The sequence below is a fragment of the Mucilaginibacter sp. KACC 22063 genome (assembly GCF_028736115.1).
Classification (GTDB): Bacteria; Bacteroidota; Bacteroidia; order Sphingobacteriales; family Sphingobacteriaceae; genus Mucilaginibacter.
On sequence record NZ_CP117877.1, the window covers coordinates 3,611,159 to 3,626,409 of the forward strand.

The following is a 15,251-nucleotide window of genomic DNA, read 5'->3' on the forward strand; positions in this document are numbered from 1 at the left end:
TATAAATTTTAAACTGTAAAACAAGTTGGTATGCGTCGTTATTTGTTAATATTAGTAGCAGTGTTATTTACTTGCTGCAAAAAAAATTCGCAATCACCTGATTCATCACCCGTTAATTCACAACCAATCGCGGAGAGGAAATATGAGGTTGTAGGATTGACTTTTTCAAATATTCCGGATGGATATCAAAACATTGTAGAACAGCGGCCTAACCTTGAATACTACAATGGAACTACTATAAATCAAAAAGTTATAATTAACCCTGATCACATCTTTGAGTTTTCTAAATTCAATAAGCCAACTCCTGACGAATATAAAATCGTCAATGTGGACAATACTTATAGTGTTCCAGAAAATGTAGCTAATAATAACCTGATATTAGGGCCTCAAAAATGGTTGTATCAGGAAGGCGAAGCACAAATACCTTCACCATTAAAATTTGTTAACGAAGCAAATATAAAACCCGGGCAAAAGTTACAGATTAAACTTTTTATCATATATAGAAAGATTTCGGCCAACTACTTACTCACTCTTAAAGAAAAGTCTTCCGGTAAATTAGTTCAGTCAAAAGGAATGTGGGAAGGAAGATATCCTCTACGTGATTCAATCTTAATTGTGCAATGAGATATGACAACTATTATTAACCTTGAAGCGAAAGTAATGCTGACTATTAAAGCTTTTAAATGTTTGGAACAAATTATACATTTAAAACTAAATTCTGAACATCACACAGATTGACAGCAATTAGGCTGGTTTTCACACAGCATATTAACCATCAAAGGAGCTGCATTGCAACTCCTTTGATGGAAATATGCGTTTATTTACGTCTGATGAACGGGATAATCTCTCCTACTCATCACACTACAAACGCATCTAATAATTCAGAACAATACTTATTCGCGATAAGTACTCCATTGTGCCACACCTTCCGGCTCAGCATTTTTAACCTCATCGCTTTTCACTTTACTCATTTCCTGGTTCAGCTTGTCTGTTGCTTTTAATTCCTTGTTGAAGTCCTGATCAAGCTTGGTCTGGCCTTCGGTTTGCTGTACCTGTTCTATCGGATCTTCAACAAACACAAACTCTTTGCCCATGTCTGGCATTTCACCTTCATTCCATGGCCCACGTACTGCGCCGTCTGATAAATTATAGGCTTGTTGCGTAAACCGTGGATCGGCAGCCAATACGCCTGGAGGGAAATTAGGCTGAATATCGTTCAATGCAGCCTCAAACATCTTATAATGTGCCACCTCACGCGTCATTAAAAATGACAGTGTTTCGTGGATGTAAGGATCGTCTGTAAATTTCATCAGGTGCTCATAAACCAGTTTAGCCCTTGACTCCGAAGCTAAATTACTGCGTAAATCAACAGTCAGATCGCCATTTGAATGAATATAAGATGCACACCACGGAATACCCTGGCTGTTACGAGGAGTTACACCGCCACCGGTGATAATACCAAACTGCGGATTTGCAAATACCGCCTGGTGAATAATATCTTCTTTTGCTGCTTTACCATTCAGCACCTGCATAATTTCAGAACTGTCAGCGGCATTCTTTAATTCGCCGTTAACCCCTTTTAGTAACATCTGGATGGTAGCACCGACAATCTCCAGGTGGCTAAATTCTTCAATGGCGATATCCATCAGCATATCGTACTTGTCCGGATGCGGCATTTTGGCGCCGAATGCTTGGGTAAAATATTGCATAGCTGCTGCCAGTTCGCCGTTCTCACCGCCGAACTGTTCCAGTAGTAAGTTAGCAAAATATGGATCGGGCCTTGAAACGCGTGCGTTAAACTGTAGATCTTTTACGTGATGAAACATAATCGTTGATTTAAATAATGTATATCTATACAACCTAAAGGCGTCCAATTATGTTTCATAGTTAAAAAATTTATTTAGAATGAAAACATAATTAACGATTATCTTAAAAGAAACAGTACAGCAGTCAAACAATTACCCCTGAAAACATATTTCTGACTTACAACCTTGGCTCACTAACTATGGATGCACTATCACCCTGGCTGCTTAATACCAATGCAGCCCTTAACCAAAAAAACCTGCCGGTACACTGGCAAAAACAAACCGGAGGCTATTTCCTACAGATCATTGACCTCGGTGAGGCATTGTGGCTTATTGCCAGCTGGCCTAAAGGAAATCGTATTGCTTTCCGGCTGGCTTATTCACCCAATGATAAACTAAGCATCAGTTCGACTGAAGAAAATGAAAACGGAGTAACTATTAACCTTAAATCCATTATGGGTGCTCAGCGCGTGGTTTTGCAATGGCCGGGCAGTGAACAGACTTTATTACACTGGACCACCACCCTAATCCCTTCTGCCCCCCTGCTTTTCCCTTACTGGCCGCGCGATATTGTGCCTTTAGGCGCCAATAGCAGCAATATTTTAGCTGAAGGCGAAATTAAGGCCAGCCAGGTAGGCACACGTTCGGGCCAGCTTTACTTTACGCTGACGCGCCCGAAAGCCGGATCTGTATTTTATTTCCAGAACCTTAGCTCACTGGTAGATTATAACCAGGACTCCGAAACCTCTGCCGGTAATACCGTCGGTGGCGAATGGCCCGAGATTGGTTTTGCGCTGCCGCCAACCATTAAACAAAAGCCCTTGCAGGCAGGCAAAACATATATCATCAGCGATGCTTATGTAGCCCTGTCGGACGAATTTCCGGCAGACGAACCCGCTATGATCAAACAGTATATGGACCTGCTGGCGGCCATTTACCTGGAGCTGCCTAAGCCCGAGACTACTTATAAAGACTGGCCTGATATTCTTAAAAAGGGGCTGTTCGACTTGCAGGATAGTCCGGGCTGCTGGTCGCAGGTGGACGGTAACCATTATTTTAACGCCTACGTTTGTGATTATCAAACCCCGCCTGAGATTATGGTGCAGCTGGCAATATTACTGCCCTTGCTGGATTATGTTGAATGGAATGACTCGCAGTTAGCGGTTATGAAAAAAATAAAGGATGGCCTCCCCCCCTTCTACCAGGAAAAATACAAAACCATTATGCGCTGGCACCCTAAAGCGGCTGATCAGTTAGAGGGCGAAGAAGAGCAAAAAGGCCCGCTGGTGATGGATTCATGGTATTTGCAGCACCCTTTACTTAACCTGTCCAGATTAGCCCTCAAAGGCGATAAGGTTGCCGAGAAGTTGTTTCTGGATTCCCTGCCGTTTGCCATTAAGGTTGCTCATCATTTCCAATATAACTGGCCGGTTTTCTATAAAATGGATACACTGGAAGTATTAAAAGCCGAAACGCAGCCCGGCAAAGGTGGCGAAAAAGATGTGCCGGGGCTATATGCACATGTCATGCTGCAAGCCTGGGAGTTAACCGGTGAGAAGAAATACCTGGCCGAAGCAGAAAAAGCAGCTATGAAACTCAAAGGCCTTGGCTTTGATATGTTTTACCAGGCCAATAATACCGCCTTCTCGGCCGGTGCCTTATTACGCTTATATAAGATCACAAAAAACAACGTATACCTTCAACTCAGTTACCTTGCCATAGCTAATGTTCTTAAAAACACCCAGCTATGGGATTGCAATTACGGTTATGGTAAAAACCTGCCTACTTTTTTTGCGCTATTTCCATTAAGCGATGCACCTTACACTGCAGCTTATGAAGAAGAAGAAGTGTTTTGCGCTTTCCATGATTATTTACGTCATGCCGAAGACCTCGACATTGAGCCCTCTGTCAGATTATTGATGGCCGAATTTATACGCTACCTGGTACACCGGGCAGTTTATTATTACCCGCCCATGCTGCCTAAAGAAATGCTGTCTGAAGAGGTAAAGAGCGGCGAAGTTGACCCCAACCTTTGGATCGCACTGGAGGACCTGCATGACGGTTGGGAACAATCCGGCCAGGTTGGGCAGGAAGTATACGGCGCAGGTAATGCCTTTGGTATTTTACCAAGACACTATATGCAGGTTGACGAAGCCGGTTTACTGATCTATACAGATTACCCGACCTATGGCTTTTCACCCAAAAAACATAAGCCGGTTACGTTTCGCCTGTCTGGCGACGGCAGGCTGAGATCCCGGCTGATGATCGTTAAAGCAGGTAAAGCCAGGTTACCTGAGCTTACGGTTACCCATAACGGGGAGATCATCAAAGGCAAAAGTGCATCTGGCGGCAACATAGAATTTGAAGTGGCAGGCAACGCAGAAATACACATTAGCTGGAAATAAAAGCAGTGCAATAGTTGAATTATGGGCGGTCTACGCCGCCCATAATTCAACTATTGCTACAATTAAAATATAATGATTACATCATTATTGTGAAATAACAGTGGTGACACTTGATGGGGCCAAACTGATATTGAAACTGCTGCCCGAAGTGGTGAAAGTAGTATGAACCAGGTTTGAGCTGCTATTAGTTGAGTACCTGTCAAAACCTGTGGCTGATATTCCACTAAGGCTGAATGCCTGGCTGGTTGTGGCGCTGTTTTGGTTAACAATAACAATTACCAGCTTTGTACCGCTTTTGTAAGCTGTTGCATATACCCCCGAAGTTGGATTTGATGTGCAGGAAATTTTACTATATCCCGGGCGAACGAAACGGGCCCACTGCGCCATTACATAACCTAACTTTGTAATGTTGCTGCTCTCATCAATCGGGCCATAGCTACGGCGGATGTACCACCAAACATAAGCAGCCCAACCTGCATTCATACAATCGTGTATTTCTTTAGCCGCTGTCATGGCATTGCCCCAATCGTTTCCACTGATGCTGGAGTTGGTGTAATGCTCGGTCATCCATACGGATTTACCTATACTGCCCAGGCTGTATGGATTTACACCATAAATGTGCCCGCATACAAAACTGGTATTAGCCTTTGCAGTAGAATTGCTTAAAAAAGTATTGATAAAAGACTGATCCATATTAAATGGTTCAGGTGCCATAATAGGCGCACCGCAATTAGCGCCTTGCTGGGCAACAAAGTTGGTAACTTCTGATACCGAAGCCTGCATCCATGTAGAACCTGTGTAGTTGGGCTCATTAAACGGGCTGATAGCATACACACCGCCAACTGCCGAATTGTAAGAACTTAAATAAGAAGCATAAGCAGCATAAGATGAGGTGTTAAGGTGGTTACCTGTCATCATGCTTGATGGGGCATTCCATGCGGTGGCTATTACCCTGGCACCGAAGCTTTTGGCAACATCAATAGTAGGTTTTTCAGCCGCAAAGCTGCTGCTGATGGTAGGCACCATTACACGCAGAACACTCATGCCGATGCCGCTTGTGGTAGAGAAAGCTTTTGTTCGCTGGTCTGAAGTCAGGTCGGCTTGCCATGCTAAAATACTGGCTCCGCCAAAGCCTTGAACAGTTTGCTGAACTGTACTTGCATCAACAGTGGCCGTACCGGCAACCGCATCAACCGCCTTCGTGCTTTTTGATACGCCGGCACCTGCAGTTTGTTCATTAATGTTTTGTTTGGTACAGGCTGCTAATGCCAATACAGATACACAAAGCGTAAAAATGCTCTTTTTCATAAAGGTTAATTTTTGGTAAATAATAAGGTTTATATATCCGGATGGATAGACCAAAAATATCCCGGAGCATTTTTAATATATGCCATAAATTACCACAATGCTATCAATAATGTTGAAATATTACCAATATTCTCAATAGCTATAAAAATATTAAAACAGCAATATTTTCTTTACGATAAAACTGATTATCCTATATGAAACTCACTTTTACAAAGGCAATAAATAAGAGACTATAACTACGTAAGCATATCCATTTAACTTTTATTAGTAAGAATGCTGGAAACCTGCAAATCAGGTTTAGCATAGGCTAACCTGTCTAATAACCGGGGCAGGAAGTAACTATCCAAACCTGAACCAGCTACCGTACCTGCATTAATATGATCAATAGAACCATCAGGCAGGGTGATGTCTTTGTCAGCAATGATCAAGAGGATCTTACCAATGACCAAAGTGGTTCCGTTTAACTCGATGTCTGTAATTTGTACAGGCTCTAAGCCTATTTTAATTGTAGATTCTTTAACGAAGGGTGGCTTAAAGCCTTCCTGATGATACGCGGTGAAGCCACATTGCTCAAATTCTGAAACACCCGAAGGGTAACTGGCACTTGTTTGATGTGCGTTGCGATAGGTTTCGGAAGTTACATTGTTAAGCGTATACTGGTTAACCGACCTGATATTTTTAAGGCTGTCATTATGCGGGCGTGGCGGGCGAAGGATCATACCTAAAAGCGGCGGATTAGAACCCAGATGGAAAACAGAGCTAACAATGCATAAATTAGGCTTACCATCGCTGCTGATTGTACCTAACAGATTCAATGGCTTATAACCGCTAATGCTGTTCATCATAGCCGTGCGGTATGATTTTTCCATTTTCTCAATATCATCACTACCTATTGTATCCATTTTAAAAAGTTTTGATGTTTCCCATTCCACCATCTACAGATAACACTTGCCCGGTCATCCATTCAGCCTTTTCAGACAGCAAAAACTCAATAGCGCCGCTTATATCCCCTGGTTGCCCGTAACGCCCCAGCGGGTGCCTTTTAGCAGATGCTTCCTTTTTATCGTTCGTGTTCAAAAGTCCTGCTGCCAATGGTGTTTCCGTTAATGACGGCGCTACCACATTTACCCTGATCTGCTGGTTAGCTAATTCTGCCGCCAGCGAAAGTGCAAAACCCTCGAGCGCACCTTTAGCACTGCTGATACTGGTATGATAAGGCATACCTGCTTTGACAGCTACTGAACTGATAAATACTATTGCTGCATCCCCGGATGCCTTGAGCAATGGTAAGGTTGCCCTGGCTATTCGTACCGCGCCCAGGGTATTGATCTGGTAATCTTTCAGAAAATCTTCGTCCGTAAGCCTGCCAAAAGGTTTCAGGTTAATGCTGCCTGCACAGTATACAAACCCGTGCAATTGTTGCGGCAAAAAGCCTGTAAAGCCATCAACAGCTGTGGAAAGATCTGCTTGTAAAAATTCAACGTCAGTTGGCCAGCTGTCGGGCCTTTGCCTGGATATGGCATAAACCTTTGCTCCCTGATCTGTCAGCGACCTTAACAGCGCTGTACCTATAGCAGAAGCAGCGCCGGCAATTAATATATTCTTATTTTCAAAACCCATGATACTGGTAGGCTAATTATCTATACACTAATTAAGTAGAAAGCTATCCTTAAAACTACAGCTTTAATCAGATAACAAACAAGCCGCAACCCTCAAATTTGTTTTCATTGGTTTAAATCTTTGAGTTGTAGCTGTCGGCAAACTTTTAGCCATGTTCATAGTTATCAACTCGTAAACCATAATAACTTGCAAGAACACGCTAAAAACAAAAACTTTTTTGCTAATCTTTTCCTGGTGCTGGGGTTGGCTGTACTTCTTTGTGCCGAAGCCTACTCGGGTTATCGTTTGCATAGCTTATCCAAGCAGCAGGAAATGCTTAAAACAGATTTTTCTGATGTAAATAATATTACGCTGGGCTTATTTTCTGTTGACCAGTGGCGCGATGATATAAAAGGCATTATAAACCACCAGGTACGCCATTTTGAAATGACCAAGGCGCAGCGTAAAGACCTGCAGAAAGAAGTTGAACAAATTATAATGGCTTTAATTAACAAAGCGGAGGGCCTATTAAACAAACCACAGCATTCGCTTGGCGGTAAACTTAAAAAGCTTGCTGTAAAAACCTTTGTAAATACAGATAAGATAAAAGCGCAGGTTCCGGGCTTTGCCCGTACAATAATTGCACAGGCTGATAATCCGAATAATAAAAAGCAACTGAGTAAACTTGCAATGGGCAAGGTTGCCGTATTGGAGCAAAGCGATTATGTAGATAGTGCATTAACAGCTAAAGACTCAATTACCACTGTCATCTTTAAAAAATACCATGTAAAAGATCAGGATGCTCTTAACAAGCAATTGACGACTTCGCTTGAGCAGATCAGGAAAACGATGTATAACTACTCTTTTACCATGTTGGGTTGCGTAGTATTTGTATTGCTAATGTGGTGGCTGCTACGCAAACGCACCGAGCTGCATGTAACGCTTTTCATCATGTCTTTGCTGTTTGCTTTTATTTTACTGGCGGTAGGACTTACGGCATCTATGATAGAGGTAGACGCCCGGATTGGCTCGCTTGATTTTGTCTTGCTTGGCGAACATGTGACATTTAAAGACCAGGTGCTATTTTTTCAAAGTAAAAGCATACTTGATGTAGTAGAAGTATTGGTGAAACAGCCAAAGGCAGATTCCATTTTAGTTGGTGTTTTAATACTTGTATTCAGCATACTTTTTCCTATCATGAAATTATCTTCAACAGGCATGCACCTGCTTGGCAACAAAAAGCTGGCAGAAAATAAGGTTATTAAGTACTTCGCCTTTCAATCGGGCAAATGGAGCATGGCCGATGTTATTGTGATTGCTATACTCATGGTTTTTATAGGCTTAAATGGTTTGCTGGAAAGCCAGTTAGCTATGCTTAACATTAAAAGCGGCCCGCTTACCATTATCACCACTAACAATACCGCCCTTCAGCCTGGCTATATCATCTTTATCAGTTTCGTAGTGTATGGACTTATCCTTTCCACGATACTCAAATTTATCACCCCGAATGATGCACATTGATTATTGATTGAGAAATGACGACAGTCCAAACACATAATAAAACAAGGATAAGTAACCTATTACTTGCGGTAGGCCTGCTTATACTTTTAGGCATAGAGATGTTCTGCGGTTACCATGTAGATGTTTTATCAAAACAGCAGGAGCAGCTTAGAGAAGATTACAGTACGGTTAACAGCATTACATTCGGGATATTTTCTGTTGACCAGTGGAGAGATAAAATAGTTGATGTGGTTGATAATCAGGTTACCGAATTTAAAATGACTTCGGCCCAGAAAAAAGAATTACAGGCAGCGGTTGAAAAGCAATTACAGCAACTGGTAACTAAAACGGCTGCCCAATTTCAAAAACCACAAAAAAGCATTGGCGGTAAGCTTAAAAACCTGGCCTTTAATGCTGTAGTAGATGTGGACGACATCCGCGCGCAGGTACCTTCTTTTGCCCATACCATTGTAATGAAGGTTAACAGCCCTACCAGCACAAAAAGGTTGAAGGGAATTGTAACCAGCAAATTAGACCAGCTGGGCCGGCAAACCTATGATAGTACAGCAGAGGCGAACCTTACCCTGACCAAGTATATGTTTAACAAATACAGGGTTAAGGACAAGGCACAATTTAATAAGCTGATCAATAGCAGCTCGTTTGAAATGCGCGAGCTTACTTACAAATACGCTTATGTGATGTTTGCATGTGTTGTAATTGCTTTAATGTTATGGTGGGTGCTCAGAAAATATGTGCATCTGCATACTACCTTTTTCGTCCTTTCATTATGCATAGCGCTGGTATTACTGATTGTGGGGGCTACCGCATCTATCATTGAAGTAGATGCCCGTATAAAAGCCATGAATTTTATGCTTTTGGGCGACAAGATCGGCTTTGATAACCAGGTGCTTTTTTATCAGAACAAAAGTATTTTAGAAGTGATTAAGGTGTTATTAGCACAGCCAAAGCCCGATGCAATAGCTGTTGGGGTATTACTCACGCTGTTTGTAATCATATTACCTGTGCTGATTTTGATAGCCACCGGCATACATGTATCATGCAACGAAAAATTGGCCAATAATAAGGTAGTGCGTTATCTTGCTTTGGAATCGGGCAAGTGGAATATGGCCGATGTAATGGTGGTCGGCATTATAATGACCTACATTGGCTTAAACGGCATCTTAAAAAGCCAGCTATCCGGACTTAACATCCACAACAGCACACTTACATTAGATACCGTAAATCAAAGCGCATTGCAGCCAGGCTATCTTATTTTTGTGGCTTATGTAGTGTATGAAACTATTCTGAAACGCATTCTGAAAAATGTGCTAAACGGCAATAAAGCAGCAGCTGAAAATGGCTAAATGCGACTGGAGTTTTGTTGCTTAATTTCCCCTTTTATATTGACTATCAGGCAATCTGCAATAAGTTTGTCCCCTTGTGAAAGTTAGCGACGAAACTCCTGCCTATGCATTCCCCTTTAAGGGGAAGTCTACTGACTGTAAAAATTGCAATACGTTATCAAGGGTATCTTCCCCCGTACTCCACTTTATCTCTTTCTGTAATCATTTTACCTCGTAGCGAAATAAGCACTAAAAATATTCCGGTGGTATAACACGGTAATAATATTGATAAACAGTACAATATTATACTGATATTGTATCTGTTTTAATAAATACATTAAGCCTGTCCTTATGCAGTTATCTTTCCAAAAATCGGTAGCTTTTGTAATTTCCATATTTATTGGGATAACTACTTTTGCCCAGATTAAACCAGGGAAAATCATTTTTACAGATGATAAAGTAAATCTTGAAAACACAAATGCTTCAACTGCATTACAAAAACTTTTACTTACCAATAAAACTAACCTTTATATAACCGTATCTCTAAAGCAACCGTTAACAGATGAGCTTCACAAACTGGCTCCCGGTTTAAGTAAAGATTCCTTATCAAAAGTTGGCAATTACCAGTTTAACTTCTTTGTTGACGATAAGCTGGTCTATCATACTGAGCTTATTCCGGGTGCGCCAAGAGCACAGCAGCAACAGCAGGATACTTTATGGATAAAACCGCTTATAGATAATCAGAACGAAGGTGCCTGGTGGAGCCAGTCGGCATGGAACCGCTTTATGTTCAGTGGTGGCGACAGTGCTTTAACTGATGGGCCTCACAAATTCCGGTTAACGTTAAGGCCGTATGTGAAAACCCCTGAATTAAAAACAGGCGATATTATTGCTGAAGGCCAGCTTGAACTTATAGTCAAACGCAAACCGGATATTGATTTAGCTCACGTAAAGCTATCCCCCTTAAAGCCGTATGATGGCTTGGCTGTCTCCAATGAAAAGTTTGATATAAATAAAATTAAGGAACTGCGTGCTTACATTGAAGCCGACGCATTTAAACACGTAACCAGTGTTGTTGCGATTAAGAATGGTAAGATACTTTTTGAAGAATATTTTAATGGCGCAACGCGCGACAGCCTGCACGATGTACGCTCGGTAGGCAAAACATTTGCGTCAACTCTTACAGGTATGGCCATAAGGGATGGTTACTTACAATCCGTCAATCAGACTTTAAGTGATTTTTATGATCTTAAAACTTTTAAAAACTATTCACCAGCCAAAGCAGGTACCCGTCTTAGAGAATTACTGACCATGAGTTCGCGCTTTGATGGCGATGACGATGATCCAAGTTCTGCTGGAAATGAAGAAAACATGTACCCAACTGATAACTGGGTAAAATTCACCTTAGATCTTCCGCTTGATACTATAAAATATCATGGTCAATGGCACTATTTCACCTCTGGAGTAATGCTGTTAGGTAGTACACTGGATAAGGTGATCCCGGGCGGATTGGATAAGTATGCCGATAAGAACCTTTTCAAACCTTTACATATTACTAATTACAAATGGGTATATACGCCTCAGCATGTACCAAGCACTGCCGGTGGGATCAGGATGAATTCGCTTGATTTTGCCAAGTTTGGCCAGCTATATGCTAACAAGGGCAGCTGGAATGGTAAACAACTGCTTCCGGAAAGCTGGGTTAAGGAAAGCCTTTCTCATCAGCTGCCGATAACTGGCAGAAAGAATGAGTTTTACGGCTATTTATTCTGGAATAAAACCTATAAAAGCGGTAGCAAAGACTATGAAGCTTATTATTGCTCTGGTAATGGCGGGAACAAAATATATGTATTTAAAAACCAACCATTAGTGTTAGTAATTACCGCTACAGCTTATGGCAGCGGCTATGCTCATAAACAAGCCGACCGCATTGTAGAAGAATTTATATTACCAGCGATATATAAGTAAGCCGAGGCATTAAGTTGTATAGATGCACTATAACTTACTCTACTTATTAAGCATTAACTAATTTAGGCTTTTTGTTCATCTGGAAAAGCACCACAATTACTATTACAGATAATAGAATAAATACCAGGTAGCTGTAACTTAAATTAAGTTCGTCTTTAGCCGGGATAGCCGCTACTACAAAGTATGTAAGTAACGACAGGATAACGTACACCATGCCTCCTGTTAAACCGCCAGACATGGCTGCATTTTTAGGGAAACGTCCCAGGCAATAAGTGAAGTAGTTATTGTAGGTAAATCCGGCGCCAACATGTATTACAAATGCAAAAAACACCATAACATAAATATTGCTGATGAAATGCACACTGATGATCATCAGCGTAACCGTAAGTAGCTGTAGCAGAATATTCACAAATAACTTTCCGAAAAACGGACGGCTGATAAGCGCGCGGCCAATAAAACCGCCCAACATCCAGGCACAACCCAAAATTAGCGAACAGTAACCGGCAACTACCGGCGTAAACTTAAAATGGTGCTCTACAATAAATGGCCCGGTCATGTTGTAAATGATCACCATAGAATAAGCAAAACTCAGCATTAATATGCCAAGGCTAAACGTGGTGGTCTTAATCATCTCTGCATATAGCCCCGCTATTTTTCTTAGGTGAAATTCGGTGCGATGCCTTATGGTTTCTCCGCTATAAATCACCTCAAGCACAGCTATAATGGCCGCCATACCTGCCAGAAAATAAAAGTTAGACTCCCACCCTAACGTGCTTTGAAAATATCCGCCCAGAAACGGCGCAACAATTGGCCCAGCCGACCATATAATGGTAAACATGCTTAGATAATGTTTAAGGCGATCGCCTTCATAAACATCAACAAAATAAGCACGTTTTGCTACCACGATCATGGCTACGGTAATACCATGAATAATTCGCATGGCATAGATCACGTAGATATTATGTGTAAGCGCAATAACAAGGCTTGCCAGCACAAATATGAACAACGCCCCTAAGCTAAATTTGTAACGGCCGTAAGAGTCTAATATACTGCCTAAAAAAAGTTGTGAAACCCCATAGCTGATCAGGAACAGTGTAAGTGTTAACTGAACCTGGATACTGCTGATGTGCATATCGGCACCCATGCTGGGTAAAGAAGGGATGTATATATCAGTAGCAAAGCCAGAAAGCGGCAACAAGGCAAACGCCAGTATGGTTGAAATCCGCCGATCTTTAAGTTGCGGCGTTGTTAAAGCAGGTGTTGAAAGCATTTGCGGGCAAAGGTAGCATTACCTTAAATGCAAATTGTTAAATAAGCGTAAGAATAGCATGACCGTATTTCTACAAATAAATATATCTTGCTTCCTGATCTTTTAAATATTCTGCCAAATGTTTGAACAGGTAAAGGCATCTCTTTTGGGCTTCGGAAACTTTTCTGAACAGGAGCTTGCAGAAATAACTGCCCGTTTAAAACGGGTGATGATTTGCAAAGGAGGGATGTTAATCAATGAAGGCGACATTTGCCAGCAGTTTTACTATGTTAGCTCCGGTAGTTTCCGTCAATACTACATGCTGGAACACGCAGAAGAAACCACACTCAATTTGCATATCACAGGCGACTGGATAGTAGAACATCAAAGCTTCATGTCACAATCGCCATCCTGTACCATTATCCAAGCGGTACAGGATAGCGAAGTATTTGAATTGAGTATTTATTATTTTCATGAACTAATCCGTATCTCGCCGTCGTATTTTCGGTTAGGGCATATATTGGAACAAAGCACTCAGGTACAAGCCTACAGGCAAAACCGTCTATCGCCCGAAGAAAAATATACGCTTTTACTGAATAACAAACCTCAGATCATACAACAGTTTCCCCTAAAGCATATTGCTTCATTTTTAGGTATTACTCCCGAAACTTTGAGCCGTGTTCGGCGTAAAGTGATTTCTTGATTACAATCAAGCGCTTATACCCGCTCTAATTGCTACGTTTGCATCAACAGAATCTAAAACAACATGAATATTCAGGCAAAATCAATTCGGCCGTTTGTAGGCTCAAAAAACTTTGAACAATCCCGAAGCTTTTACCGCGATCTGGGTTTTGAAGAAATTGTGTTAATGCCCAAAATGTCTTTGTTTAAGACAGGTGATTTCGGCTTTTACCTGCAGGATGCCTATGTGAAAGACTGGATTGATAACACCATGATCTTTATGGAAGTTGAAGATGTCGACCTTTTTTGGCAGGAGCTAAACAAACTGGATTTACCTAAAAAGCATGCCGGTGTAAAGGTACACCCTGTAAGAAATGAAGATTGGGGTAAAGAGTGCTTTGTACATGACCCGGCAGGCAACTTATGGCACTTTGGCCAGTTTCATACTAAATGATACCATCCCTGCCTTTTTCATGAACTATGTTATAAGTCAGGGCTTAAAGCAAAATAAAGTACTATTTAACCTCCAACGTTATTAGCTTTTGATCAAAGCAGGGTTTGAAAGCTTTTCGCCAATTTTCATTAATGATATCTGCTTTATTAACCTTTTCTTCTTTGTAAAACCTGATAAACAGATAGATATTTTTAGGGCTGCTGCTCCTGTAAAAGTCATACAGGTTAGGAGAATCATTATTAGACGGGTCTGTATTTTAACCAGAAAACCCGGAATCTTTTTATTATCGACAGTTATGGTACACAAGAGCTTTTTCTGTAGCTTTTGTACATTTAAGCTGATCTGAGCACCGGCACAAGGATCATTTTCAATATCAGATGTAAATGTATACGATTTCGTATATCGAATAATATTTTCAGATTTAACCGCGACCTGTGCATAACTGATACAATGTGAGCATATGATCAGTAAGATAGAGGCAATCCGTTTCATTGAATTTATTAAAACACATTTCAATGCTGTTACTCTGACTCCAGCGTCATTACCTTATGGTCAAAGCAGGGTACAAATACCTTTAACCCATCCTGGTTAATAATATCGGCTTTACTTCTACTATCATCCGTGTAGAATTTTATAAAAAGATATACTGCGGATGGATGTCCGGTCCTGAAAAAATTATAAAGTCCGGGCGTGTCTTTTTCAATTGTATTTTTAACTAAGTATCCGGATATTTTTTTGTCGTCAATGGTTATGGTGCAAAGTAATTTGGCTGCCTTCTTAATTACTTTTACTTCCAACTGTGCCCCTGCACAAGGTTCTTTTTCCCAGTCAGATGTAAGTGTATATGCTTTATTAAAATTTATACAATTTGCCTTACTCTGCGCTTTTACAAAGCAAAAGGCGAACAATAGAAACGCTATTAAAATTACCTTTTTCATA

At 41.2% G+C, this 15,251-nt stretch carries 13 protein-coding genes; 7 read left to right on the forward strand and 6 right to left on the reverse strand.

All coding sequences use genetic code 11. The features are described 5' to 3' along the window. The first annotated feature begins 30 nt into the window (after window positions 1-30). Entirely contained in the window at window positions 31-624 is a 594-nt protein-coding gene (locus PQ461_RS15600; protein ID WP_274206461.1) for a hypothetical protein, read from the forward strand. A gap of 269 nt (window positions 625-893) precedes the next feature. On the opposite strand, the gene PQ461_RS15605 is transcribed toward PQ461_RS15600, so the two are convergent. Continuing rightward, a complete protein-coding gene (locus PQ461_RS15605) occupies window positions 894-1,826 on the reverse strand; it encodes a manganese catalase family protein (protein WP_274206462.1) in 933 nt (310 codons plus the stop codon). Window positions 1,827-2,005: 179 nt separating this feature from the next. On the opposite strand from PQ461_RS15605, the gene PQ461_RS15610 reads away from it, so the two are divergent. Then, window positions 2,006-4,210, forward strand: coding sequence for a glycoside hydrolase family 88 protein (locus PQ461_RS15610; RefSeq protein ID WP_274206463.1), 2,205 nt, complete (start codon window positions 2,006-2,008; stop codon window positions 4,208-4,210). Window positions 4,211-4,294: 84 nt separating this feature from the next. Here the strand turns inward: PQ461_RS15610 and PQ461_RS15615 are convergent, their stop codons facing one another. From PQ461_RS15615 to PQ461_RS15625, 3 genes are all read right to left on the reverse strand, one after another. Continuing rightward, window positions 4,295-5,518: a glycoside hydrolase gene (locus PQ461_RS15615; RefSeq protein WP_274206464.1), complete on the reverse strand. Its 1,224-nt coding sequence runs from the start codon at window positions 5,516-5,518 to the stop codon at window positions 4,295-4,297. A gap of 254 nt (window positions 5,519-5,772) precedes the next feature. Then, window positions 5,773-6,420: a flavin reductase family protein gene (locus PQ461_RS15620; RefSeq protein ID WP_274206465.1), complete on the reverse strand. Its 648-nt coding sequence runs from the start codon at window positions 6,418-6,420 to the stop codon at window positions 5,773-5,775. 1 nt (window position 6,421) lies between these two features. After that, on the reverse strand, window positions 6,422-7,138 hold the full coding sequence (locus PQ461_RS15625) for an SDR family NAD(P)-dependent oxidoreductase (protein ID WP_274206466.1): 717 nt from the start codon (window positions 7,136-7,138) through the stop codon (window positions 6,422-6,424). 186 nt (window positions 7,139-7,324) lie between these two features. Between PQ461_RS15625 and PQ461_RS15630 the strand changes: the two genes are divergently transcribed. The 3 genes from PQ461_RS15630 (at window position 7,325) to PQ461_RS15640 (ending at window position 11,928) form a co-directional block, all read left to right on the forward strand. Then, window positions 7,325-8,638, forward strand: coding sequence for a paraquat-inducible protein A (locus PQ461_RS15630; protein WP_274206467.1), 1,314 nt, complete (start codon window positions 7,325-7,327; stop codon window positions 8,636-8,638). A gap of 14 nt (window positions 8,639-8,652) precedes the next feature. Beyond that, window positions 8,653-9,981 (forward strand): paraquat-inducible protein A, encoded by a 1,329-nt coding sequence (locus tag PQ461_RS15635; RefSeq protein ID WP_274206468.1) that lies wholly within the window; start codon window positions 8,653-8,655, stop codon window positions 9,979-9,981. 330 nt (window positions 9,982-10,311) lie between these two features. Then, window positions 10,312-11,928: a serine hydrolase domain-containing protein gene (locus PQ461_RS15640; RefSeq protein ID WP_274206469.1), complete on the forward strand. Its 1,617-nt coding sequence runs from the start codon at window positions 10,312-10,314 to the stop codon at window positions 11,926-11,928. 46 nt (window positions 11,929-11,974) lie between these two features. Here PQ461_RS15640 and PQ461_RS15645 read toward each other — a convergent pair whose 3' ends face one another. Beyond that, the gene (locus tag PQ461_RS15645; RefSeq protein ID WP_274206470.1) at window positions 11,975-13,198 is read right to left on the reverse strand and encodes an MFS transporter; all 1,224 of its coding nucleotides are present in this window, start codon (window positions 13,196-13,198) and stop codon (window positions 11,975-11,977) included. A gap of 118 nt (window positions 13,199-13,316) precedes the next feature. Between PQ461_RS15645 and PQ461_RS15650 the strand changes: the two genes are divergently transcribed. Beyond that, window positions 13,317-13,880, forward strand: a complete 564-nt coding sequence (locus PQ461_RS15650; protein ID WP_274206471.1) for a Crp/Fnr family transcriptional regulator — start codon at window positions 13,317-13,319, stop codon at window positions 13,878-13,880. Between the two features lie 63 nt (window positions 13,881-13,943). After that, complete coding sequence (locus PQ461_RS15655; RefSeq protein ID WP_274206472.1) at window positions 13,944-14,312, forward strand: VOC family protein; 369 nt, start codon at window positions 13,944-13,946, stop codon at window positions 14,310-14,312. A gap of 521 nt (window positions 14,313-14,833) precedes the next feature. On the opposite strand, the gene PQ461_RS15660 is transcribed toward PQ461_RS15655, so the two are convergent. After that, entirely contained in the window at window positions 14,834-15,250 is a 417-nt protein-coding gene (locus PQ461_RS15660) for a hypothetical protein (protein WP_274206473.1), read from the reverse strand. Between the last annotated feature and the right edge of the window lies 1 nt (window position 15,251).

Coding starts and splice junctions, on each gene's coding strand:
- PQ461_RS15605 (WP_274206462.1), bottom strand. CDS start 1,826: ATGTTTCATCACGTAAAAGATCTACAGTTTAACGCACGCGTTTCAAGG.
- PQ461_RS15655 (WP_274206472.1), top strand. CDS start 13,944: ATGAATATTCAGGCAAAATCAATTCGGCCGTTTGTAGGCTCAAAAAAC.
- PQ461_RS15645 (WP_274206470.1), bottom strand. CDS start 13,198: ATGCTTTCAACACCTGCTTTAACAACGCCGCAACTTAAAGATCGGCGG.
- PQ461_RS15660 (WP_274206473.1), bottom strand. CDS start 15,250: ATGAAAAAGGTAATTTTAATAGCGTTTCTATTGTTCGCCTTTTGCTTT.
- PQ461_RS15610 (WP_274206463.1), top strand. CDS start 2,006: ATGGATGCACTATCACCCTGGCTGCTTAATACCAATGCAGCCCTTAAC.
- PQ461_RS15640 (WP_274206469.1), top strand. CDS start 10,312: ATGCAGTTATCTTTCCAAAAATCGGTAGCTTTTGTAATTTCCATATTT.
- PQ461_RS15650 (WP_274206471.1), top strand. CDS start 13,317: ATGTTTGAACAGGTAAAGGCATCTCTTTTGGGCTTCGGAAACTTTTCT.
- PQ461_RS15625 (WP_274206466.1), bottom strand. CDS start 7,138: ATGGGTTTTGAAAATAAGAATATATTAATTGCCGGCGCTGCTTCTGCT.
- PQ461_RS15600 (WP_274206461.1), top strand. CDS start 31: ATGCGTCGTTATTTGTTAATATTAGTAGCAGTGTTATTTACTTGCTGC.
- PQ461_RS15620 (WP_274206465.1), bottom strand. CDS start 6,420: ATGGATACAATAGGTAGTGATGATATTGAGAAAATGGAAAAATCATAC.
- PQ461_RS15615 (WP_274206464.1), bottom strand. CDS start 5,518: ATGAAAAAGAGCATTTTTACGCTTTGTGTATCTGTATTGGCATTAGCA.
- PQ461_RS15635 (WP_274206468.1), top strand. CDS start 8,653: ATGACGACAGTCCAAACACATAATAAAACAAGGATAAGTAACCTATTA.